This window comes from Pelagibacterium flavum (genome assembly GCF_025854335.1).
Classification (GTDB): domain Bacteria; phylum Pseudomonadota; class Alphaproteobacteria; order Rhizobiales; family Devosiaceae; genus Pelagibacterium; species Pelagibacterium flavum.
The window spans coordinates 44,002-65,510 of the sequence record NZ_CP107716.1 but is presented as its reverse complement, the minus strand read 5'-3'; the positions used below and the strand labels follow the sequence as shown (position 1 = coordinate 65,510).

18 protein-coding genes and 2 pseudogenes are annotated in these 21,509 nt (G+C 60.7%); 13 read left to right on the top strand and 7 right to left on the bottom strand.

Going from position 1 to position 21,509, the window contains the following annotated elements; translation table 11 throughout:
- The first annotated feature begins 73 nt into the window (after positions 1 to 73).
- The 3 genes and pseudogenes from OF122_RS00285 (at position 74) to OF122_RS00275 (ending at position 3,832) form a co-directional block, all read left to right on the top strand.
- A pseudogene (locus OF122_RS00285) lies at positions 74 to 855 on the top strand (IS5 family transposase).
- A gap of 205 nt (positions 856 to 1,060) precedes the next feature.
- The gene (locus tag OF122_RS00280) at positions 1,061 to 2,407 is read left to right on the top strand and encodes an IS5 family transposase (RefSeq protein WP_264225444.1); all 1,347 of its coding nucleotides are present in this window, start codon (positions 1,061 to 1,063) and stop codon (positions 2,405 to 2,407) included.
- Positions 2,408 to 2,678: 271 nt separating this feature from the next.
- Positions 2,679 to 3,832 (top strand): IS3 family transposase gene (locus tag OF122_RS00275; RefSeq protein ID WP_408636244.1). Its coding sequence is split into 2 segments (ribosomal slippage): positions 2,679 to 2,955 and positions 2,955 to 3,832, totalling 1,155 coding nucleotides; the frame shifts between segments, so codons are not numbered across the junction.
- A gap of 36 nt (positions 3,833 to 3,868) precedes the next feature.
- Here the strand turns inward: OF122_RS00275 and OF122_RS00270 are convergent.
- Positions 3,869 to 4,774 (bottom strand): LysR substrate-binding domain-containing protein, encoded by a 906-nt coding sequence (locus tag OF122_RS00270; RefSeq protein ID WP_264225906.1) that lies wholly within the window; start codon positions 4,772 to 4,774, stop codon positions 3,869 to 3,871.
- 64 nt (positions 4,775 to 4,838) lie between these two features.
- Complete coding sequence (locus OF122_RS00265; RefSeq protein ID WP_264225905.1) at positions 4,839 to 6,041, bottom strand: MFS transporter; 1,203 nt, start codon at positions 6,039 to 6,041, stop codon at positions 4,839 to 4,841.
- Positions 6,042 to 6,217: 176 nt separating this feature from the next.
- Between OF122_RS00265 and OF122_RS00260 the strand changes: the two genes are divergently transcribed.
- Entirely contained in the window at positions 6,218 to 7,132 is a 915-nt protein-coding gene (locus OF122_RS00260) for a LysR family transcriptional regulator (RefSeq protein WP_264225904.1), read from the top strand.
- On the opposite strand, the gene OF122_RS00255 is transcribed toward OF122_RS00260, so the two are convergent.
- Together OF122_RS00255 and OF122_RS00250 are read right to left on the bottom strand one after the other, a co-directional pair.
- On the bottom strand, positions 7,129 to 8,448 hold the full coding sequence (locus tag OF122_RS00255; RefSeq protein ID WP_264225903.1) for an MFS transporter: 1,320 nt from the start codon (positions 8,446 to 8,448) through the stop codon (positions 7,129 to 7,131). The genes OF122_RS00260 and OF122_RS00255 overlap by 4 nt on opposite strands.
- Before the next feature lie 9 nt (positions 8,449 to 8,457).
- On the bottom strand, positions 8,458 to 8,736 hold the full coding sequence (locus OF122_RS00250; RefSeq protein WP_264225902.1) for a metal-sensing transcriptional repressor: 279 nt from the start codon (positions 8,734 to 8,736) through the stop codon (positions 8,458 to 8,460).
- Positions 8,737 to 9,074: 338 nt separating this feature from the next.
- Between OF122_RS00250 and OF122_RS00245 the strand changes: the two genes are divergently transcribed.
- The 7 genes and pseudogenes from OF122_RS00245 to OF122_RS00215 all read left to right on the top strand — a co-directional run bounded on the left by OF122_RS00245 (position 9,075) and on the right by OF122_RS00215 (position 15,687).
- The gene (locus OF122_RS00245) at positions 9,075 to 10,211 is read left to right on the top strand and encodes an NAD(P)/FAD-dependent oxidoreductase (RefSeq protein WP_264225901.1); all 1,137 of its coding nucleotides are present in this window, start codon (positions 9,075 to 9,077) and stop codon (positions 10,209 to 10,211) included.
- Complete coding sequence (locus OF122_RS00240) at positions 10,201 to 10,524, top strand: (2Fe-2S)-binding protein (protein ID WP_264225900.1); 324 nt, start codon at positions 10,201 to 10,203, stop codon at positions 10,522 to 10,524. The genes OF122_RS00245 and OF122_RS00240 overlap by 11 nt, the downstream gene beginning before the upstream one ends.
- A gap of 1 nt (position 10,525) precedes the next feature.
- Positions 10,526 to 11,896, top strand: a complete 1,371-nt coding sequence (locus OF122_RS00235) for an NAD(P)/FAD-dependent oxidoreductase (protein ID WP_264225899.1) — start codon at positions 10,526 to 10,528, stop codon at positions 11,894 to 11,896.
- 490 nt (positions 11,897 to 12,386) lie between these two features.
- Positions 12,387 to 13,424, top strand: a complete 1,038-nt coding sequence (locus OF122_RS00230) for an IS110 family RNA-guided transposase (protein ID WP_264225898.1) — start codon at positions 12,387 to 12,389, stop codon at positions 13,422 to 13,424.
- 385 nt (positions 13,425 to 13,809) lie between these two features.
- A pseudogene (locus OF122_RS00225) lies at positions 13,810 to 14,703 on the top strand (YifB family Mg chelatase-like AAA ATPase); the annotation flags it as partial.
- 1 nt (position 14,704) lies between these two features.
- Positions 14,705 to 15,121, top strand: coding sequence for a GNAT family N-acetyltransferase (locus tag OF122_RS00220; RefSeq protein WP_264227718.1), 417 nt, complete (start codon positions 14,705 to 14,707; stop codon positions 15,119 to 15,121).
- Entirely contained in the window at positions 15,115 to 15,687 is a 573-nt protein-coding gene (locus OF122_RS00215; RefSeq protein ID WP_264227717.1) for a DinB family protein, read from the top strand. The genes OF122_RS00220 and OF122_RS00215 overlap by 7 nt, the downstream gene beginning before the upstream one ends.
- A gap of 140 nt (positions 15,688 to 15,827) precedes the next feature.
- Here the strand turns inward: OF122_RS00215 and OF122_RS00210 are convergent, their stop codons facing one another.
- Positions 15,828 to 17,408: a peptide chain release factor 3 gene (locus tag OF122_RS00210; protein WP_264225897.1), complete on the bottom strand. Its 1,581-nt coding sequence runs from the start codon at positions 17,406 to 17,408 to the stop codon at positions 15,828 to 15,830.
- A 158-nt stretch (positions 17,409 to 17,566) separates the two neighbouring features.
- On the opposite strand from OF122_RS00210, the gene OF122_RS00205 reads away from it, so the two are divergent.
- On the top strand, positions 17,567 to 18,949 hold the full coding sequence (locus OF122_RS00205; protein WP_264225896.1) for an MFS transporter: 1,383 nt from the start codon (positions 17,567 to 17,569) through the stop codon (positions 18,947 to 18,949).
- Positions 18,950 to 18,995: 46 nt separating this feature from the next.
- Positions 18,996 to 19,613 carry a cold shock and DUF1294 domain-containing protein gene (locus OF122_RS00200; RefSeq protein WP_264225895.1) on the top strand — a complete coding sequence of 206 codons (618 nt, stop codon included), beginning with the start codon at positions 18,996 to 18,998 and terminating at the stop codon, positions 19,611 to 19,613.
- Between the two features lie 88 nt (positions 19,614 to 19,701).
- Here the strand turns inward: OF122_RS00200 and aceA are convergent, their stop codons facing one another.
- On the bottom strand, positions 19,702 to 20,997 hold the full coding sequence (gene aceA / locus OF122_RS00195; RefSeq protein ID WP_264225894.1) for an isocitrate lyase: 1,296 nt from the start codon (positions 20,995 to 20,997) through the stop codon (positions 19,702 to 19,704).
- A gap of 130 nt (positions 20,998 to 21,127) precedes the next feature.
- Complete coding sequence (locus OF122_RS00190) at positions 21,128 to 21,349, bottom strand: hypothetical protein (protein ID WP_264225893.1); 222 nt, start codon at positions 21,347 to 21,349, stop codon at positions 21,128 to 21,130.
- Positions 21,350 to 21,509 lie beyond the last annotated feature (160 nt).

Below are 21,509 nucleotides of genomic sequence, written 5' to 3'. Positions count from 1 at the left end.
AGGTCGTGTTGACAAAGTGGATTCCCAAATCAGGTGAAGTCTGATTCAACACTCCTCTTTATGGGGAGCGATGATGGCACGCGGCGATCTGACCGATGAAGAGTGGGCAGTAATCGAAGGGTTCTTGCCCACAGAGCGCGGACGGAAATCCCGCCCTGCTCATGATAATCGGCGTTTTCTCAACGGCATGCTGCATGTGCTGCGGGTTGGCTGCCCCTGGCGCGACATGCATGAGCGCTACGGCAAGTGGAACTCTGTCTATGTCCGGTTCCGGCGCTGGGCCGAACAGGGCGTCTGGGATGCCATCCTTGAAACGCTGGTCCAGATGGGGCTGACCGATGACTGGCAGCATATGATCGACAGCACCACAGTTCGGGGCCATGTATCGGCAGCCGGCGCAAAAGGGGGACTCACAAGGAGGCTTTTGGTCGATCACGCGGCGGCTTTACGTGCAAAATCCACGCCCGCTGTGACAATCAGGGACGCCCTCTTGGCTTTGTCCTGACAGGCGGGCAAGCCTCGGACTATGGCGCGGTCGGCGAACTCATGGCCCTGCCGGTCAACAAGCCAAAGGCACTTCTGGCCGATAAGGGCTACGACGGCGATGCTGTTCGAGAAGCCCTGCTGCTACAGGGCATCTTGCCAGTCATCCCGCCAAAGGCCAATCGCAAGGTTCATATTCCCTGCGACTTCTCCCGTTACAGAGACCGCAACCGCATCGAGCGCATGTTCGGGTATCTCAAGCACATGCGTCGCATCGGCACCCGGTATGAGAAAACGGCTCTGTCATTCGCAAGCTTCCTCAACCTTGCAGCCATCCGCAGGTGGCTAAAAGACTTTGTCAACAGGACCTAGCTGGGGATGGTCCGCTGGTCGCCCGTGAACAATTGGCAACGAGCTGGAATTGCGCGGTTTTCGGCGGCCTTGGAAGTATCCTGTTTCGCAAGGTTGTGAGGATTTGGCGGCATTTGCTTGCGTTTTCGCATGCGCGCGCATGAAGGGTCTGGGCATTTCGATCGCGGCCTGATTCAGTGCGAGGACCGAAGATGGAGCCCCGCCGATGCGCCCCAGGAAGCCCGACCCGACGCCGCAATCCGACATGTTTCGAGAGAGCCTGGAGGCGATCCTTGATCCCCGGCACGAGCTCCTGCGGCTTGCGGCACGCATCGACTGGGACCGGCTCGACGCGCTCTATGGCGCCACCTTCGTGGAGCAGGTCGGCCGCCCCGGCCTGCCGACCCGACTGATGGTGGGACTGCACCTGTTGAAGCACATCAAGGGACTTTCGGATGAGGCCGTGTGCGCGGCCTGGGTTGAGAATCCCTATCACCAGGCGTTTTGCGGCGAGACCCATTTCCAGCACAGGCTGCCGGCGGACCGCTCCTCGATGACCAACTGGCGCAAGCGCATGGACGCCGACAAGCTCGAAGCGCTGCTGGCCGAGACGATCTCGATTGCCATGGCAAGCGGTGCCGTCAGCGAGCGCCAGCTCGAACGTGTCACGGTCGACACCACCGTCCAGACCAAGGCAGTGGCCCATCCCACCGACAGCCATCTGATGCTGCGGGCGATCGAATGGCTGAACCGGGCGGCAAGGGCCAATGGCGTGCGGCTGCGCCAGTCCTATCTTCGCGTGGCACGCCGTGCCCGCAAGGAGGCGGCCCGCCTCATGCATGGCCGTGGCCACAAGCAGGCGAAGGCGCATCTGCGCTTCATGCGCACGCGGTTGGGCCGACTGATCCGCGACATCGAGCGCAGGATCGATGGCGACCCGACTCGCATGGAGGCTCTCGCAACCGTCCTGGAACGGGCCCGGATCATCCATGGCCAGAAGCCCGGCGACACACAGAAGCTCTACGCCTTCCACGCGCCGGAGGTCGAATGCATCGGCAAGGGCAAAGCTCGCACCCGATATGAGTTCGGCGCAAAAGCCTCCTTTGCCACCACCAACGAGCGCTGCAAGGGCGGCCAGTTCGTGCTCGGCGCCCTGTCCTTGCCCGGCAACCCGTATGACGGCCACACGCTCGGTGCTCAGCTCGATCAGGTCGCCCGCATCACCGGACAGAACCCCGCCCGTGCCTATGTCGACCGCGGCTATCGCGGACATGGGCTCAACCGCGACGGGCTGGAGGTCCATGTCTCTCACACGCGCGGCATCACCTCACCCACCATCAGGCGAGAACTGCGACGGCGAAACGGAATCGAGCCGGTCATCGGTCACATGAAGCAGGACGGCCATCTGGAACGAAATCCCCTCAAGGGCATCGAAGGAGACGTCATCAACGTCATGCTCTGCGCCATCGGTCACAACCTCCGGCTCCTCCTGGCATGGTTCAGGAAGCTTTTGTGGCTGATCCTGGCGCTCATCCTGTTCCCGAACAGCACGGCCCGCTCACGCCCTGCCTGACAAAACCGGATTCTTCACAGGCGACCCGCTGATGCCTGAGCGTTATTTGCATAGCCCAACGCGCCCAAGTCCGTTCTCGGCTCCCTAGTTCCTAGATCAACACCTCCGCTTTCTCCAAATGACGTTGCCCCCATGTCGCTTCCATGATCCTTTTTTGCTGGGGGTGTTCAACGAGGCGGGGACACCCCCAGCATGAGCTACTCCCCGAAAATGGGACGCTGACGTAAGCTACGAATTGTTGTCTGCTGGTCTTCGACGATGGAGATCAGAGATGTCGAAACGAAAGCAGCATTCGCCCGAGTTCAAGGCGAAGGTCGCCCTGGAAGCATTGAAGGGCGAAGAGACGGTATCGGAATTGGCGAGCCGGTTCGGTATCCACCCCACGATGATCCACCAATGGAAGCGGGCGTTACTCGAAGGGGCATCGGGTGTGTTCGAGCGTGGCGGGCGCAAAAAGCCAGAGATTGACGATGAACAGGTCAAGGATCTGCACGCCAAGATCGGAGAGCTGGCCGTCGCCAACGATTTTTTGTCACGAAAGCTCAAGCCCTGGGGCGGGAAGTGAGACGGGGGATGATAGAACCTGATCACCCCGTTCTCTCGATTGGCAAGCAGTGCACGCTGCTGTCGCTCTCGCGTTCCTCGTTCTACTACACGCCGAAAGGCGAGACCGAGATCAACCTCGCGCTAATGCGCAGGATCGATGAGCAATTCCTGGAGACACCCTTCTTCGGAGTCCGGCAGATGACCTGGCACCTGCGCAATGAAGGGCACCTGGTGAACGAGAAGCGCGTGCGGCGGCTGATGCGGCTCATGGGGCTGATGCCAATCTACCAGAAGCCCAATACCTCGAGACCGGCCAAGGGACACAAGGTTTGGCCGTATCTTCTAAAGGGATTGAGGGTGGAACGTCCGAACCAGGCCTGGGCTGCGGACATCACGTATCTTCCGATGCGCCGGGGCTTTCTCTACCTGGTGGCCATCATGGACTGGCACACCCGCAAAGTCTTGGCCTGGCGCATCTCGAACACGCTGGAGGCAGACTTCTGCATCGAAGCATTGAACGAGGCGGTCCACAAGTTCGGCCCACCCGAGGTCATGAACACCGATCAAGGCAGCCAGTTCACGTCCTTTGCCTGGACCGATCGGTTGCGACGAATGGGAGTGCGCATCTCCATGGATGGCAAGGGGCGGTTCCTCGACAATATCTTTGTCGAGCGGCTCTGGCGCACCCTCAAATACGAATGCGTCTATCTGCACGCTTGGGAAACTGGATCACAGGCTCGTGCTGGCGTCCGCGACTGGATGGAATTCTACAATCATCGACGCCCTCATTCCGCCCTTGGCGGTAAACCGCCTGCCGTGATCTATTGGCAGCGCATTGAGCAAAACCAACCCGACCAGCAGGTGCAACGAGTAGCTTAATTTACGCCGAAATCTGTCCAGCGATTGGGGGGTAGCTCACCGGCCTATCGAATCCTCCTCCTCCTTCACCAGCTTGCGCAAAATTTCGATGAAATTTTCCACCGGCCGTCCAAGTGGCTTGCCGCTGGGGAAGATCATTATTGCATTGTGGCGTGGGGCGGGAACAAAGGGACGGGCGACCAAACCGCTATTGAGATATTCGCGCGCGACATAAGGATTGACGATTGCAACACCGACACCTTGAGAGACCAGCGAGCAGGTAATCGAACTGTAAGAAGTTTCGATAACCCGTGAGACCTCGACATTGGCATCAAGGAAAATCCGGTCCATGAGGAGCCGTGGCGGGTCCCCTTGAGGAAAGGTGATGAAGCGCTCTCCGGCCAAGTCGCGGGGGGTTATCGTGGGCCTTGCGGCCAGTGGATGGTCAGCGTGCATGATGCAGACCCCCTCAGCGGTATAGAGTAATTCCCTTTCGACACCATCCTCGCCGTCGGGCGTGGAAACGATGGCGAAATCGCATGTGTGCTCGCGTACCCAACGCGACAAAACGTCGGAATGGGCCGTTTGAATCGATAGTTTGACCTGCGGGAAGACGTCGGTGAACCGCTTGATGGCTCTCGGTACAAGAGATAACGACAGCGTCTGAATGGCGCCGATACGCAAGATGCCACTGCCGGTGCGATGAATGCGCTGGGCCGCTTCGGTGAGCCGGCTGAGGCCGACAAAACTGCGCTGGACTTCCTCATAGAGCGCGAGCCCGTCCGAGGTGGGGATTAGCCTTCCCGGAACACGCTCGAAAAGTTTCAGGCCCGTGCCGCTTTCGAGCTTGGAAATCGAGCGGCTGATATTGGGTTGTGAAGTGTGCATCATCGTGGCTGCCGCGGTCATCGAGCCCGAAAGCATCACCGCGTTGAAGGCTTCGAAATGGCTGAGTTTGATCATGACAATACGTGCTTTGCCAATCCGTTTAAGTCTTTTGCCGCCCAGTGATCCGGACCCGCGTCATCTAAACGCGATCACGTATCGTCTGACAATCGCGGCGCTGTTCGCGGGTGCCGAGGCGGGCCAAAAGCGAGGCGAGCGCGAAATAGGCGATGCTGGCGCCAAACACCAGGTTCATGCCCAGATCATCGTCGACCCACAGACCCATCGCGGTGGTGGAGACCGCGGCGCAAACGAGTGTAACGCTTTGGATCATCGCACGTCCGGCGCCCAGATTGGTGTCGCCATAAAGTCCGATCAAGAGGAGTGGTGTTAGCGTCAGGGTGAAACCGGTCGCGACACCGGCCCCCGCCAGATAGACAACCAGCGTCCAGGGGGCGCTCCAGACAGTGCAGATCGCGAGGCCGATCGCCGCAGGCAGGGCGTGGAACGCCACAATGCGATAGACCGAAAACCGCTCAGCCAGGTAGCCCGCCAGGAACATTGCGCTCATTTGCGCTGCCGCATAGGCCATAAGACCGAGTGACAGCCATTCGGCTCCACCGCGTGGCTGGCTCCAGACCGACTGATGAAAAAGCAGACCGGAAAACACCAGAGGTGCGCTCATCAGTGCGGGAAGGAATACGAGAATCCGGCGGTCAAGTACCCGGATGGAGGCTTTGGGGGGTAAATGCGCTGTGGAAGGGGCGAAGATGGCCGAGGGCAGAAGCCGCGCGCAGGCGGGCACGGCAAAGATGACAATGAACGCGGCAATGGCGAACCAGGCAGTGCGCCAGCCATAGGTCGCGGTCAGCGCGAGGGCGGCGCCGGGGAACACCATGGGCCCGACGGCATAGCCGATGGCGGTAAGGCCCGATAGACGCATTCGGGTGGTGCCAAAGAAGCGGGCGGACGCCGTCAGCCCGGCATGGGCGAACAACCAGTCTCCCACCAGCCGGATGAAAAAGACGCCGACGACGAAAACGGCGAGATTGGGCGACCATGCGATGGCCAGACACGCGGCGGCAAAAGCAAGCAGCAGCCCTATCGTATATCGGCGAAGGCTTACAGCATCGATCAGCCGCCCAATCAGGAACATGGGAATAACGGCGGCGATGGTGGAGACCGAAAAAATCAGTCCAAGTGTAGCCTGGTTGATGCCAAATGCCTCGGAAACAAACGGGTTGAACAGGCCCACAAAGTAGGCTGCCCCCAATGTCGAGAGTGCGACCATGCCAGCGGAGTAGCTGACCCCGCGCCATACCGGTACAGAAATGGCCGCACTCATGGCAACCGGGCCACCCAACCGCCTCGCGGCTCGGGAAGATATTCTGATATGGAGTGTATACGAAATATTCTGGGCACGCGGATCGCTTCCTAAGGTTGAAAACAGGCTAGCGAGCGGCCTTGTATTCTGTCAAATTTATAATGTGGATCGAATACTATAAAGGATAGTTATTGAGAATGGAAATCAAGCAGCTGGAAGCTTTTCTCGCGGTGGCCTCGTTGGGAAGTTTCAATGCGGCGGCGAACCGGCTGCGTATCACGCAGCCAGCGATTTCGGCGCGCATCCGTTACCTCGAGACCGAGCTTGGCGTTGCGCTGTTTGATCGGGCTGTCCGTCCAGTCCGGCTCACCGGTCATGGCTACAGGGTGCTCGACTACGCCGAAAGGATGGTAGATATGGCCAGTGAGATGGCAGCAATCGCCGGGGATCAGGGAAAATCGGCCGTGCGGCGGGTCAGCATTGGCCTTCCGAGCGCCATAGCGCGGGATTGGGCGCCCAAAATGGTGAGCCTTCTGCGAGCCGAGTGGCCGGAAATGGCTATCGAATTCAGAATCGACAGATCCCCCATCCTGCGGGATATGCTCAATGACGGAGCCATCGACATGGCGCTGCTGATCGGACCGGTGGTGGATCCAGGAGTGCGCTGCCTGCCATTGTGCCGGTATGAGCAGGTGTGGATAGCTCACAGCGCCTCGCCCCTGACCGCCAGGACAACGATCGCGGAATTGTCCGCTCATCCGGTCATTACATACTCAAAAAAGTCATTTGCCTTTGTCGAAATCGAAAATGCCCTGCGGCTGAACGGGATTCGAAACTACCAGCTCAGCAGCAGCGATTCGTCGGAGGCGATATTGAGCATCGTCAAGGAAGGTCTTGGGGTCGGCTTTGTTCTTCGCCCTGCGGCCGAGACCGACATCGCGAGCGAAACGGTCAGGGTGCTGACTGTTTCGGACCTAAAAATCGAAAGCCATGTGGCCTATTACGCCGCCTACAAACACGACGGAACACGCTCTTTGGGCATGAGCGTGGCCGAGTTGGCGAGCTGGACCCAGACCGCCCCACGCACGGCGGAGGCGGTGGTGGTGGGCTAACGTGTCGGCCAAGAGAGATGGTCGGCGTCAATCACGAAGGTGTGCTTGTGCCGGTAGCCGCCCGCTGCCGGTGTGGCGTTGGCCAGATGCGGGTGGTCCCTTGGCAGGTCCGCGTGGGTATGTTCGACCGCGTCGGTGTCCGGCGTACGCCACAGCCTGGAGCCAAGCACAAGCCCAAAGCCGGCGATTAGCCCTACAATCAGGAAAGTAGTGCTAATGCCCAGCCCGGCCCCGAGCCAGCCCGCCAGCGGGTAGCAGATCAGCCAGGTGGCGTGAGACAGGGCGAACTGGGCAGCAAAAAGCGCGGTGCGGTCGCCCGCATTGGAGGATCTGCGGATCAGTCGTCCCGCGGGGGTGATGGTCATGGCAAAGCCGATGCCGATGAGCAGCCAGAGGGCCAGCAGCGCCTGATACGTGGACAACAGGCTGCCAAGTCCGCAGGCGATGGTGAGAATGGCTGTTCCCGCGATCATCACTGTTCGGTCCGGCAAACGATCAAGCAGGCGCGGCAGGGTCAGTGCCGCGATCATTGAGCCGCCGCCGTAGGCGGCCAGCGCCAGGGCCGTTTCCTTTTGTCCCAGCCCGAAGCTGGACTGAACCAGCACGACGGTGTTGACCAGGACCATCGATCCTGCCGCAGCGGGCGCGAGCCCCAGGGCCAGCATTCCGCGCAAGCGGGGAGTCTTGAGATAGATGCGGACACCTTTGGTCATCCTGTCATAAAAATTGCCCGGCGCCGGGTTTTGCGGATAGGGCAGCGCAACCGAAAAGACCAGAAGCGCTGCGCCGATAAAGCCAAGAACGGTTCCGATGAACAGGCTGTTGAATGAAACTACGGCGAGCAACGCGGCAGCAATCAGAGGGCTCGCAGCGCTCTCGAGATCATACGCCAGACGGGAGAGAGACAGGGCCCGTGTGTATCGCTTTTCTTCTGGCAGGACATCAGGAATGGTCGCCTGAAAGGCCGGTGTATAGCAGGCGGAAGCCGATTGCAGCAGAAAGATCAGCACATAAATTTGCCAGATCTCGGTGACGAACGGCAAAAGCACGGCGACGCCGGCACGGAACAGATCGAGCGTGATAAGGGTGGCGCGGCGGGGCAGGCGCTCCGTGATTGCCGAAGCGATCGGAGCAATGCCTACATAGGCGATCATTTTGATGCCCAGCGCGATGCCCAGAACCGTACCGGCATCGGCGCCAGCAAGGCTGAAAGCGAGCAGCCCTAGAGCTACTGTGGCTAGACCGGTGCCGAGGAGGGCGATGATCTGGGAAGCGAACAGGTGGCGGTAGGTGCGGTCGGCCAGAACGTCCAGCATTGCGTGTCCTTACAGGTAGCGGGCAATCTCGCGAAACTCATCGATAACAGCGCGGTCCTCGTCCGGCAGCGCGCTGCCCACATTGCCCAGGCAGTGATCGAGGTGATCATGAATCAAGGTCTTTTTGGCATTGGCGACAGCTTTTTCGACAGCATGGAGCTGCTGGGCGAGATCGAGGCAGGGCCGGCCCGACTCGATCATTTCGATAACCGCGCTGAGGTGGCCATTTGCGCGCTTGAGGCGTTTGATGATTGCGGGGTGCGACGCGTGATGATCAGGATGGCTCATGCTGAATTCGTATCCCCTGGGGGAGGATAGGTCAATACATGTTCTCGCCATGCCCGATTGTCTCCCGATTGCCATATCAATAGCGAATGACCCGCATGCGGATTTTGATTTGCTCTGCATTGGGCCGCTTAATAGGCTGAGTTCAATAGGATCTCAGCGATCGCTTTGCCGTATGAATCCTCAAAAGAAATGATCGCTTTGAGATCGATAGCCATGGAGGCGGTCCGCCATTGAACCGGCGGCAGTGAAACCGGTGTTTATCAGAATCAATATCGTGTCGCGGGATCTGAAATTGTTTTTCAGCGCGCGAATCCCTTGCCGCGGAGGAGGCGATCTGAATGGCTAGCCCCCAGATTACCATAGTGGGTGGCGGTCTTCTGGGTGCGGCGATCGCCTACGGTGCCGTGCGCGAAGGTGCCCGGGTCCGTGTTCTCGATCAGGACGACGGGGCGTTCCGTGCCTCCCGCGGCAATTTCGGGCTCGTGTGGGTGCATGGCAAAGGCACGACGATGCCTGATTATGTGCAGTGGACCAAGCAGGGGCTCAGGCTGTGGCCGGAACTGCAGCAGGAATTGTTCGATCTCACCGGCGTCGATTCGGGGCTGCAGCAGCCGGGCGGTTTCTGGCTCGGTTTCAGTGAAGCCGAAGTCGAAAAACGGGCCGAAACGCTGGAAAAGATCAACGAAAGCGGCGGGGACGTTCCGTTCAAGATCATGGACCGCGCCGAGTTGAAGCATTATCTGCCCGGTCTGGGCACTTCGGTCGTGGGGGGCAGTTTTTGTCCGTTGGACGGGCAGGCCAATCCGCTGATGCTGTTGCGGGCACTCCATGCCGCTCTACGGCTCAAGGGGGCTGAGATCGTCAACGATGTTAGCGTTGAGGAGATCAAGTACGATGCCGGAAATGGCACGTTTAGGGCTGTTGCCCGGGATGGTCAAAGCTGGACGAGTGATCGCATCGTTCTGGCGGCCGGGCTGGGCAATGCCGATCTGGCGCCGCAGGTCGACGTCCACGCACCGATCAACCCGACGCGGGGCCAGGTGTTGATCACCGAGCGGTTGCAGCCCTTTCTTGATTTTCCCACAAACAAGTGTCGGCAGACCAAAGAAGGTTCTGTCCAACTGGGTTCTACTGCGGAATATGTCGGGTTCGACGACGGCACTTCGACCGACAAGATCGAATGGCTGGCGCAACGCGCTGTCGAAACCTTTCCTGCTCTGGCACGGGCCAAACTGGTGAGGGCTTGGGGTGCCTTACGACCGTTAACCCCCGATGGATATCCGATTTACCAGGAGTCACCCACTTTCCCTGGAGCCTATGTGGTTTCCAGCCACAGCGGCGTTACCTTAGCGGCGTCCCATTGTTATGTCCTGGGGCCCTGGGTGAGCGGGTTCACTCAGACGCCCCCAGAGTTCGACTCGTTCCGTGGTGAGCGACTCTTAGACCCCAACGCGAGCTTTTCCAATGGGTACTGACGCACTCTTTCGTCTTTCCTCCGCCCCCGAAACGGAGACGGTGACCATAACATTTGAAGGTCGCGCGATCAGGGTGCCGGCCGGACTTAACGTTGCGGCAGCGCTCTTGGCGGGAGGCGTACACAACTTCCGATCTAGCGTTGTCGGGGGGAGCCCGAGGGCACCCTATTGTATGATGGGTGTGTGTTTCGAATGCCTGGTTGAGATCGATGGCGTTCCGGCACGCCAGAGCTGCCTCACGCCGGTTCGCGAGGGAATGACAGTCTCGCCCCAAATAGGGGCTGCGGCACTGAGCTTTGATGGCGGAGAATAAAATGAGCGACGAGAAGGTTGATCTGGTCGTGATTGGATCTGGGCCCGCTGGATTGGCTGCCGCGTGCGAGGCGCGTAACCTTGGCCTGTCTGTGGTGGTTCTCGATGAGCAACCGGCCGTCGGCGGACAGATCTACCGCAGTATCGAAAATGCGCCTTCGGACCGAGTGGGGATACTTGGCGCCGACTATGCTGCGGGTCGGGCACTGGCAGATGGATTTCGGTCAAGCGGAGCGGATTATCGCGGCGGCGCCACCGTCTGGAATGTGACGAACCAAGGCGTGGTCGATTATGTCGTCGAGAACCGATCAAACACAATCACCGGACGACACGTGATCCTGGCCAGCGGGGCGATGGAAAGACCTTTTCCAATTTCAGGCTGGACGCTTCCCGGCGTAATGGGTGTGGGCGCTGCACAAATTCTGCTCAAATCCGCTGGCGCTCTGCCCCAGGAGCCGGTTGTTTTGGCCGGATGTGGACCTTTGCTGTATTTGTTGGCATGGCAGTATTTGCGAGCCGGTGTTGCGATTTCCGCCATAGTGGACACTACTGAGCGGGCCGGCTATTTCCACGCGCTGCCACATATAGTGGGTGCGATTTTAGGGGCAACTGATCTACTCAAAGGTTTCAAATTGTTGACTGCTTTGCGGCGCAGCGGCGTAGTTTTCTATCGGGGCGCACGGGATTTAGCAGTATTGGGTGAGACCGAGGTTGAAGGCTTGAGCTTCGTCCATCGCGGCAATTCAAAATCACTGGCGGCGAAGCTGGTACTTCTTCACCAAGGCGTGGTGCCAAATGCCCAGCTCAGCTTGTCAACAGGAGCTGAGCATAGGTGGAACGCGGCACAATTATGTTGGGAGCCCGTGACCGACGAGTGGGGCCGGTTGGGCGATTCGGTGCTTTACGTGGCCGGTGACAGCCGCGGAATTGTCGGCGCGCTGGCCTCGGCCGATCAGGGGCGACTAGCGGCGCTGTCGGCTGCGGCAGTGCAGGGGGTCGTCGGTGACTTGGCTCGGCGTGCACATCCGGTGCAACAACAATTGGCGCGCCACACACGTATTCGGCCCTTTCTCGACGCCCTCTACCGGCCGAGCGTGCAGAACCGTATTCCACTCAAGGATGATGTTCTGGTTTGTCGGTGCGAAGAGGTGACGGCCGGGCAAATCCGCGGTTATGTCAAGCTCGGCTGCCTAGGTCCGAACCAGACCAAATCATTTGGCCGCAGCGGCATGGGGCCGTGCCAGGGAAGGTTATGTGGTCTGACGGTGACAGAGATCATCGCTCGCGAACGCGGGGTCATGCCCGGCAAAGTCGGCCACTACCGCGTTCGTCCGCCCGTCAAACCGATCCTGCTTGGCGACTTGACCGGCTAGCACTTTGCCATGCGACCACAAAGACTCGCCTATATGCCATCCCGCACGGTGTTCGGCGTTGATCGGATAGGAGCCGGCAGCCGAATGGTGGGTGTCTAACGATCATGCGGCCCAGCGTTCCGCTGGCGCCGGAAATGGCAATTGATGTCATATTTGAAGACACTTCTGATGATGAGGATAGGACAGCAAGTGCCCCGCAATGCGGCGGCCGACTGTCAGCAATCGATCAGAAGAAAAATCTTGTCACACCGGACTTATCGAACAGCCTAGCTCACGGTCAAGCGCGTGTGAACTGTCTGTCCATTTTTCAGATCCCAGCGGCTTTTCTTAAGTAGGGTCTGAGTCAATTACCGCAAGGGGTTCGGGTGCTGAACGGCAGGTTTGGCCTGTCTCTCGCCAGAACCAGATGAGGTGGATGGCTCCCGCTCCCGGCATCTGAGTGCCAAAATGGGTTCGCTATCAGGCAACCCGAGCAAAGGAGCCATCCGCCATGCAGATTACCACCGTGGGCCTCGATTTGGCCAAACGCATTTTCCAGGTTCATGCCGTCGCCGCCTCTGGCGAGATTGTCATGCGCAAGGCCCTGCGCCGATCGCAAGTTCTTCCGTTCTTCACGAAGTTGCCGCCCTGCCTAATCGGCATGGAGGCGTGCGGGACGTCGCATCATTGGGCGCGAGAGCTGACTAAGCTGGGCCATGAGATCCGTTTGATGCCGCCGGCCTACGTCAAACCCTATGTCAAGCGCGGCAAGAACGATGCGGTGGATGCAGAGGCAATCTGCGAGACGGTGACGCGCCCCACCATGCGTTTCGTCTCGATGAAGTCGGCCGAGCAACAGGCGGCTCTGTCGCTTCACCGCACGCGCAATCTTCTGGTCAAGCAGCGCACACAGTTGGTGAACATGATGCGCGGCCTGCTGGCCGAATTTGGCATCGATATTCCCGAAAGTTTGGAGCGGGCGCTTGGGTTGGCGCGCAAGATCACCGCGAAGCAAGTGACGCCGGATGTGCCTGAGATGGCAACCCAGGTTCTCGATCTCCTGTCCCGGCAGGTGCTTGATACTCATGCTCGTCTTCAGGCGATCGATCGTTCGATCCTTGTCTTACAGAGAACCGATGACCTGGCACGGCGTCTGTCGACCATTCCCGGCATCGGGCCGGTCGGCGCCACCGCGTTGGCGGCATCGGTTACCGATCCGAGCCAGTTCCGTTCGGGTCGAGAGTTCGCCGCGTGGCTTGGGCTGACCCCGTCGCAAAACTCGAGTGGTGGCAAGGATCTTCTCGGTCGCATCACCAAGATGGGGGACCGATATTTGAGAAAGCTGCTGGTAATGGGCGCGACATCGCTGATCCGCCGGGCAAAATATAAACCAGAGACAGCGGACCCTCGGCTTGTTGCGTTACTCGCCCGGAAACCGGCGCGCGTGGCGAGTGTGGCCATGGCCAACAAGATGGCCCGGGTGGTTTGGGCGATCATGGCTCGGGGCGAGACCTACCAAGCCCGCCATGTTCCAAATCTGCTGGCATGAATTTAATGAGGAGACCAGTTCGAGCCGATTTGTCGGCTCCATGAGGTTGTAAGAGCGAAGCGAAGTGATGGCGATACCGGTCAGGCCGGGAATGAGGACAACCCACTGTCTGTCCGAGGCGTAATAGCCTGAGAACCAGATTAGGACCTTGTTCGCCGACCCCATCAGGGCCAGCAGTCTCTCAATGGCTGCATCAATAGGCCGGACAGAAGACTGCACCCGACCAAGTCGCCGAAACGATAAATTTGCTCTTGCAATGCGGGAGCCATCCACAGAGGACAGACCGCTCACGGCCCCATTTCTGTCGTTGGCAATGCTCGGGTCGGCGGGCTTCGTTGCAGCGATTAATGGGCGAGGAGCGTCATTAACCGCGCTGGACAATTATGGACACACTATGCTGATGGTCGGCCCGCCCGGCGCGGGAAAATCCATGCTCGCCCAGCGCCTCCCCTCCATTCTTCCCCCGCTCAATCCGCGCGAATTGCTCGATGTATCGATGATTGCCTCGATCGCCGGGGAGCTCAAGGGGGGACAGATTTCCGATCGCCGCCCCTTTCGCAGCCCCCATCATTCGGCCTCCATGGCCGCGCTGGTCGGTGGCGGGTTGCGCGTACGCCCCGGCGAGGCCTCGCTGGCCCATAATGGCGTATTGTTTCTCGACGAGCTTCCCGAATTCCAGCCCCAGGCGCTCGACAGCCTGCGCCAGCCGCTCGAATCGGGCGAAACGGTGATCGCCCGCGCCAATGCGCGCGTGACCTACCCTTCCCGCTTCCAGCTGGTCGCCGCCATGAACCCGTGCAAATGCGGCATGGCGGGAACACCGGGCCACACCTGCCGGCGTGGCGAAAAATGCGCGGCCGATTATCAGGGCCGCGTGTCGGGCCCGTTCCTCGACCGCATCGATATCCGCATCGACGTTCCCGCTGTCAGCGCAACTGACATGATCGGCTCCAAACCGGGCGAACCCAGCGCCATTGTCGCCCAGCGCGTGGCAACGGCGCGCGACGTCCAGCGCCGGCGCTATGCCGAACTGGATCTTTCCGGCGTTCACACAAATTCCGCCGCGCCCTCGAGCGTCATCGAACAGGTCGTCGCCCCCGACGCTGAAAGCCGCGATCTCCTGCTCAAGGCCGCCGAAACCTTTTCCCTGTCGGCCCGCGCCTATCATCGGGTCCTCAAGGTGGCCCGCACGCTGGCCGACCTGGCCGGCAGCCAAACCGTCGCTCGCCCCCACATCGCCGAGGCGCTCAGTTACCGGATCAACATGGCCAATGCCTGATATGGACTACAAGATTGTCGCTGGCATACCAGACGTTGAAACCTTCGCCCGCCTGCGCGCCATATCGGGACTTTCACCGCGCAGCCGGGACGGCATGGAAAAGGGTCTTCCCAATTCGCTTTTTGCCGTGCTGGTTGTCCATGAGGGCAAGGCCATCGGCATGGGCCGCATCATCGGCGATGGCGGCACCGCCTACCAGATCACCGACATCGCGGTCGATCCCGCCCATCAGGGCAAGGGTCTGGGCAAGGCCATCATGGCCGCGCTGGTCGATTGGCTCGAGCGCGAGGCGCCAGAGGGCGCCTATGTGTCCCTGATTGCCGACGGCGATGCGCGCCATCTCTATGGAAAATTCGGCTTCGAGCCGGTGATGCCCGCCTCGATCGGCATGGCGCGCGTGATGGAAAAGACATCGTGACCGATCCCGCCCTGCGCATGTTCACAAAGCTCGCCCGCAACAACGCCCTCGCCAATTACCGTCTCGCTCAGGCGGTGATCGCGCTGGACCAGTCGCAATTCGAGGCAAGGCGCGTGAGCTTTTTCCCCTCGCTCAAGGCAACGCTCAATCATATCCTCATTATCGACTGGTTCTATATCGACGCACTTGCAGGCGGCACGCTGGGCCCGAAAGCCTGGGAAAACGAGGAACCCTTCGATACGGCAAGCGCGCTCTACGCTGCCCAGCGCCAAAGCGATGAAAAGCTCGTCGCGCTCTGCGACGCTCTGCAAATTGCCGATCTAGGCCGCCCGATCACCATCCACCGCCAGTCCCGCATCCAGACCGAGCGCTGCGACGATGTGCTCTGCCACCTCTTCGCCCACCAGACCCATCATCGCGGCCAGGCTCATGCCATGCTGGCCGGAACGCCTCTCGCCCCGCCCCAGCTCGACGAATTCATCGTCTCCGACGACGCCAAATCCCGCACCGGGGAATTGGCGGCGTTCGGCTGGACCGAAGCCGATCTGGGATTCGGGGACGAATGAGTTGTGTGGAGAGTTAGGTCAGGGCGAGCCGAAAACCGTGGTTTTCGAGAACCGGAGCGGAGCGTACTTTCAGTACGTGAGCACCGGAAGCGCAGAAAGCTGCGGTTTGCAGGCCGCCATCGCCTAACTGTCCATACAACTTAAGCCGCCAGCCCGCGGTCCTTGGTCGCCATGAAATCGAGCAACGGAAAATCCTGGGCGCAGCGGTCGATTTCCCACTGGCTGGGGGCCAGAAACACCGGATCGCCATAGCGGTCCTCGGCAATGTTCAATCGATGCAGCGCCGCGAATTTGTCGAACTGGGCCTTGTCGTTGACCTTGACCCAGCGCGCCGTCACATATTGCGCCGGCTCGATGCGGATCGGCACCGAATATTCCGCCGCCGCGCGGCTGGTCAGAACTTCCAGCTGCAGCGGCCCCACAGCGCCCACATAATAGCCCGAACCCAAGGTCGGCTTGAACACCTGCACCACGCCCTCTTCGGCCAGATCGTTGAGCGCCTTGGCCAGCTGTTTGGTTTTCGACGCATCGGACAGATGCACGCGGCGCAGCAATTCGGGCGCGAAATTGGGAATCCCGGTCACCGTCACATCGGGCCCGTCGGTCAACGTATCGCCCACCGAAAGCGTGCCGTGATTGGGAATTCCCACAACGTCCCCTGCCACCGCCTCGTCGGCCAGCTCCCGCTCGCGCGCGAAAAAGAACATCGGGTTGGCGACCTTCAAATCCTTGCCCGTGCGCACGTTTTTCAGCCGCATGCCGCGCTTGAGCGTCCCCGATGCCACGCGAACAAAGGCCACGCGGTCGCGGTGGTTGGGGTCCATATTGGCCTGAACCTTGAAAACGAACCCCGTGCACGCCGCCATGGAAGGGTCCACCGGCTCGGGCCGCGCCGGCTGGGTGCGCGGCTCGGGCGCAAACCGGCACACCGCCTCGAGCAATTCGCGCACGCCGATCGATTTGAGCGCCGAGCCGAAATAGACCGGCGTCAGCGTGCCCTCCTCGAAGGCCGCCTGGTCGAATTTGGGCAGCGATCCGCTCGCCAGTTCAAGCCCCTCCATCGAAGCGGCGATCTGCTGGTTCTGGGTGTCGGCAAACCGCCCCGCCAATGCCTCGATTCCCGGCGCCTCGGCCTCCGGCTTGCCCTCGGTCGAAATGAACCGCCCGTGCTCGAGATCGATAAGCCCGTTAAAGTCGACGCCAGCGCCCACCGGCCACATCATTGGCGCGGTATCGAGCGCCAGGGCCTCCATGATCTCGTCGAGGATTTCCAGCGTATCGCGCGCCTCGCGGTCGATCTTGTTGACGAAGGTGATGATCGGGATGTCGCGCAGCCGGCACACCTCGAACAGTTTGCGCGTCTGCGCCTCGATGCCCTTGGCCGCGTCGATCACCATGATCGCCGAATCGACAGCCGTCAGCGTGCGATAGGTGTCTTCGGAAAAATCCGCGTGGCCCGGCGTGTCGAGCAGGTTCAGCGTCAGCCCGTCATGTTCGAACGTCATCACGCTAGAGGTGATCGAAATGCCGCGCTTTTGTTCGATCTCCATCCAGTCCGAGCGGGTCCGCCGCCGCTCGCCGCGCTCTTTCACCTCCCCCGCCAGATGGATGGCGCCGGAATTGAGCAGCAGTTTTTCGGTCAGCGTCGTCTTGCCCGCGTCCGGGTGCGAAATGATCGCGAAGGTACGGCGGCTTTTATAGCCGGTGGACTCAAGGCTCACTGGGGCAAATCTCCGGGAAGATAAAGGCGATTGTCAAACCTATATGGTTCGCGCGCCTGACTATACCAAATCGGGGGTTCTAAAAAGCCCCCGCTTTTCGCTGGACAGATCATCGGACTCAATTTAACAAGGTATCGCTTGTTTAATTGAGTCCCACCATGACCGAAGCTCTCTCCGGATGGTCCGCCATCGTCTCCCCGCGCTATCTTGGCGCCACGATCACCCTGTGCCTCGGCGTCGCGCTCCTGGCCTTTAACGGTTTTCTGGTCTCCACCGCCCTGCCCACCGCTGTCGATGAGCTGGGCGGCGTGGCGCTGTTGTCCTGGGCCACAACGGTCTTTCTGGTGTTTGCCATCATGGGCGGGGCCGGCGGCGCGTTGCTCAAGGCGCGGCTGGGCGCCCGCATGGCGCTGGTCGCCGCCGCCTCGGTGTTCCTTGTCGGCTCGCTCCTCGCCGCAATCGCCGGCTCCATGCCCGAACTGCTTGTCGGCCGCGCCCTTCAGGGGCTGGGCGAAGGCATCGTCGCGGCCATATGCTACGCGCTGATCCCCGAACTCTTTCCCTCTGCCCTGGTACCAAAGGTGTTCGGCGCCGAATCGGTGGTCTGGGCGCTGGCCGCCTTTGGTGGGCCGGTGCTCTCGGGCGCCTTGACCGAAACCCTCTCCTGGCGCGCCGCCTTCGCCGTCAATCTGCCCATCGGGGCCATTTTTATCGGCCTCGTTCTCACGATCGTGCCACCTGGCCTGCGCGAAAAATCTTCCGGCCGCTTGCCCATCGTCCGGCTGCTGCTGATCGGCGCCGCCATCATGGCCGTCTCGGTTGGCGGCCTGCTCGATTCGCCGCTTCTCACAGCCCTGTGTCTTCTCATTGCCGGCGCAACGCTTTTCGCCGTCATCGGCCGCGATCGCACCGCCGCCACCCCGCTGTTCCCAAGCCACGCCTTCCGCTTTAATGACGTGGTGGGCGCTGGCCTCTGGGTCATTCTGCTCATGCCCCTGGCCCAGGCCGGCGCGGCGGTGTTCCTGGTCTATGCGCTGCAAAACATTTTCGGCTTCGGCCCCACTCTCGCCGGTGTCATCGGCGCGGTCATGGCGATCACCTGGTCAACCACGGCCATCCTTGTCGCCAACGTGTCCGAAGCCGACCGTCCCGGCCTCATTCGCCTCGGCCCTGTCCTGCTCGTTGCCGGTCTCGTGCTGCTCGCCATCGCCTTTGCCATCGGCCAGCTCCCACTTGTCATCCTGGCTCAGATCCTGATCGGTGCGGCCTATGGCACTTCATGGGCCTATACCAGCCAGACCATCATGGAAGCCGCCCGCCCCGGCGAACGCGACAGGGCTTCGGCCCTTTTGCCCACCATCCAGTCAGCGGGCTATGGCATCGGAGCGGCCATCGCCGGCCTCATCGCCAATACCGCCGGCATCGCCTCAGCCCAAACCACCCAGCAATTGACCACCGCCTTGGTCATCACCTTTGCCCTTTGTGCCGTTCTGTCCCTCCCGGCCGTCGCCGCCGCCCGCGCCATGACAATCAAATCTTAAGGCCTCACCGGCTCTCCTTACGGCTGGGCGGCGAGGAAAGTCGGACATGGAAAAGGGCACGCTGATCGAATGGGATGACGACCGGGGCTTTGGCTTTATCAAGCCCGATGGCCCGCGGGCGAAAATCTTCGTGCACATTTCGGCCTTTGAAACCGGCCGCCGCCCGCAAAGGGGCGAGCGGCTCGCCTTCTCACCCGGCACGGGACGCGATGGCAAACCGGCGGCACGCGAGGCGTGGCTCGAGGGCATCAAAAAAGTGCAGCGGCCCGCTCGCCCATCCCATTTCGATCGTAACGATTATCGTGTCTGGGCCGCTGTCGGCCTTCTCGTGCTGGTCTTTGCGATCATCATTCTGGACAGGGCGCCCTTCTGGCTGATCGCGCCCTACGCCATAATGGGCGGCGCGTCCTGGCTCGCCTACTGGATGGACAAACAGAGGGCCATTGCCGGTCAATGGCGGATCAGCGAGGCGGGATTGCACGGGCTCGATGCCGTCTTCGGCATCATTGGTGGCCTGCTCGCCCAGCAGGTCTTCCGACACAAGACCTCAAAGCCGGGCTTCGTTATGACCACGGGCGCCATCGCCCTTCTCCATGGGTTGGTGCTGGTCGCAATCGTCTCAGGCGCGCTGCCCCATGCCGAACTCGCCGCCTTGCTTGGATAGGCTGATTCACGTGAAGCAAATCGGGAATGCTTCACGTGAATCAAAAAGCCGGGGATAAATATTGGCGCATTGATCCCCGGCTTTGAACTCAGTGGAACTGCGCCGTCTCGGTCGAGCCCGCCATGGCGGTGGTCGAGCTTGACCCGCCGCTCACTGCGGTCGCCACAGCATCGAAATAGCTCGTGCCCACTTCGCGCTGGTGCCGTGTCGCCGTAAATCCGTCCTTTTCGGCGGCAAATTCGGCTTGTTGCAGTTGGGAATAGGCGGCCATGCCCCGGTCCTTGTACCCGCGCGCCAGATTGAACGTGGTGAGCGAAAGATTGTGGAACCCGGCCAGGGTGATGAACTGGTATTTGTACCCCATCGCGCCCAGCTCGCGCTGGAACGCCGCCATATCCGCCTCGCCCATATACTTGGCCCAATTGAACGATGGCGAACAATTGTAAGCCAGCATCTGGTCGGGATGCTCCTTGCGGATCGCTTCGGCAAACCGCCTTGCGTCCTCGAGATTTGGCGTCGAGGTTTCGCACCAGATCAAATCCGCATAGGGCGCATAGGCCAGCCCGCGCGCAATCGCCGCTTCAAACCCGCCCTTGAGCCGATAAAACCCCTCTTCTGTCCGCTCGCCTGTAATGAACGGCGCATCGTACTCATCGACATCGGACGTGATCAGTTGCGCGGCCTCGGCGTCGGTGCGCGCCATGATCAGCGTTGGCACGCCCATAACGTCGGCGGCCAACCGTGCGGCGTTCAGCGTGCGCACGAACGTCCGGGTCGGCACCAGAACCTTGCCACCCAGATGGCCGCATTTCTTTTCGCTGGCCAACTGGTCCTCGAAATGAACCGCCGCGGCGCCCGCCTCGATCATCGCCTTCATCAGCTCAAAGACGTTGAGCGCCCCGCCGAACCCGGCTTCCGCATCGGCAATGATGGGCACGAAATAATCGGTGTCGGCGTCCGATTTGCCCTCATAGCGCTCCATGGTCTGAATCTGGTCGGCCCGCTGCAGCGCCTTGTTGATGCGCCTGACCACAGAGGGAACGGAATCGACGGGATAAAGTGATTGGTCGGGATACATGTTGCCCGACGAATTGGCGTCCGCCGCCACCTGCCAGCCCGAAAGATAGATGGCCTTCAATCCAGCTTTCACCTGTTGGACGGCCTGGTTGCCGGTAAAGGTGCCAAGGGTCGGCACGAAATCCTCGCTGTGGAGCAATTCCCACAGCCGCCGCGCCCCGTTCTCGGCCAGCGTGTGCCGTATGGCCAAGCTGCCCGAAAGCCGGGCCACGTCATCGGGCGTATAGTCGCGCGCGACGTTTTTCCAGCGCTCCGGTGCCCATTCGGGGGCCTCGAAGGTCTGCGGATCGGGTGATTTGTCGAGCATTGAAAACTCCTCCTTGCGTGAAAATTGGGTGGCGGATCATTCCGCAAGCCGAGCGCATCCTCATCCCGGCCCTCCCCCCTTGAGAGGTGAAGGGGGCCTTGCGGCAAACGCGAACGGCGGTGGCCGGGCGCTATCCCCGCCGCGAAAAGGTCGCGGCCACCATCTGCGAGCCGCCAAACAGCGCCTCGCCGCCCGCCATGGTAAAGCTGTGCCGACCGGCCCGGTGGACGATGGAATAATCCCGCTCGGCCAGCCCCTGGCTTTTAAAGCTCTCCATCACCTCGGCCATCGAGGGCGCAATGATGGTGATGAAGTCCTCGCTTGCCGTTTCGTTTGTCTGATGAGCGCTCATGGCTCTTGTCTCCTGCTGGCGAGCACGCCGTTGTGCTCTATTCAGTAAAGAATTGACAATCGAGTCCAAAAAGGCAAGAAAAGACGTGAAATCAGCGTGTTAAGCTGTAAAGACTTGAAAAGCGAACGCGCCGAAACTGTAAAGTCTGTAAAAATTTGCA

Bases quoted from the DNA above. Each gene is read 5' to 3' on its own strand.
- OF122_RS00255 (WP_264225903.1), bottom strand. From the start codon at position 8,448: ATGCTGGACGTTCTGGCCGACCGCACCTACCGCCACCTGTTCGCTTCC.
- OF122_RS00240 (WP_264225900.1), top strand. From the start codon at position 10,201: ATGGGTACTGACGCACTCTTTCGTCTTTCCTCCGCCCCCGAAACGGAG.
- OF122_RS00260 (WP_264225904.1), top strand. From the start codon at position 6,218: ATGGAAATCAAGCAGCTGGAAGCTTTTCTCGCGGTGGCCTCGTTGGGA.
- aceA (WP_264225894.1), bottom strand. From the start codon at position 20,997: ATGCTCGACAAATCACCCGATCCGCAGACCTTCGAGGCCCCCGAATGG.
- OF122_RS00235 (WP_264225899.1), top strand. From the start codon at position 10,526: ATGAGCGACGAGAAGGTTGATCTGGTCGTGATTGGATCTGGGCCCGCT.
- OF122_RS00280 (WP_264225444.1), top strand. From the start codon at position 1,061: ATGCGCCCCAGGAAGCCCGACCCGACGCCGCAATCCGACATGTTTCGA.
- OF122_RS00205 (WP_264225896.1), top strand. From the start codon at position 17,567: ATGACCGAAGCTCTCTCCGGATGGTCCGCCATCGTCTCCCCGCGCTAT.
- OF122_RS00220 (WP_264227718.1), top strand. From the start codon at position 14,705: ATGGACTACAAGATTGTCGCTGGCATACCAGACGTTGAAACCTTCGCC.
- OF122_RS00190 (WP_264225893.1), bottom strand. From the start codon at position 21,349: ATGAGCGCTCATCAGACAAACGAAACGGCAAGCGAGGACTTCATCACC.
- OF122_RS00200 (WP_264225895.1), top strand. From the start codon at position 18,996: ATGGAAAAGGGCACGCTGATCGAATGGGATGACGACCGGGGCTTTGGC.
- OF122_RS00270 (WP_264225906.1), bottom strand. From the start codon at position 4,774: ATGATCAAACTCAGCCATTTCGAAGCCTTCAACGCGGTGATGCTTTCG.
- OF122_RS00250 (WP_264225902.1), bottom strand. From the start codon at position 8,736: ATGAGCCATCCTGATCATCACGCGTCGCACCCCGCAATCATCAAACGC.
- OF122_RS00245 (WP_264225901.1), top strand. From the start codon at position 9,075: ATGGCTAGCCCCCAGATTACCATAGTGGGTGGCGGTCTTCTGGGTGCG.
- OF122_RS00230 (WP_264225898.1), top strand. From the start codon at position 12,387: ATGCAGATTACCACCGTGGGCCTCGATTTGGCCAAACGCATTTTCCAG.
- OF122_RS00265 (WP_264225905.1), bottom strand. From the start codon at position 6,041: ATGAGTGCGGCCATTTCTGTACCGGTATGGCGCGGGGTCAGCTACTCC.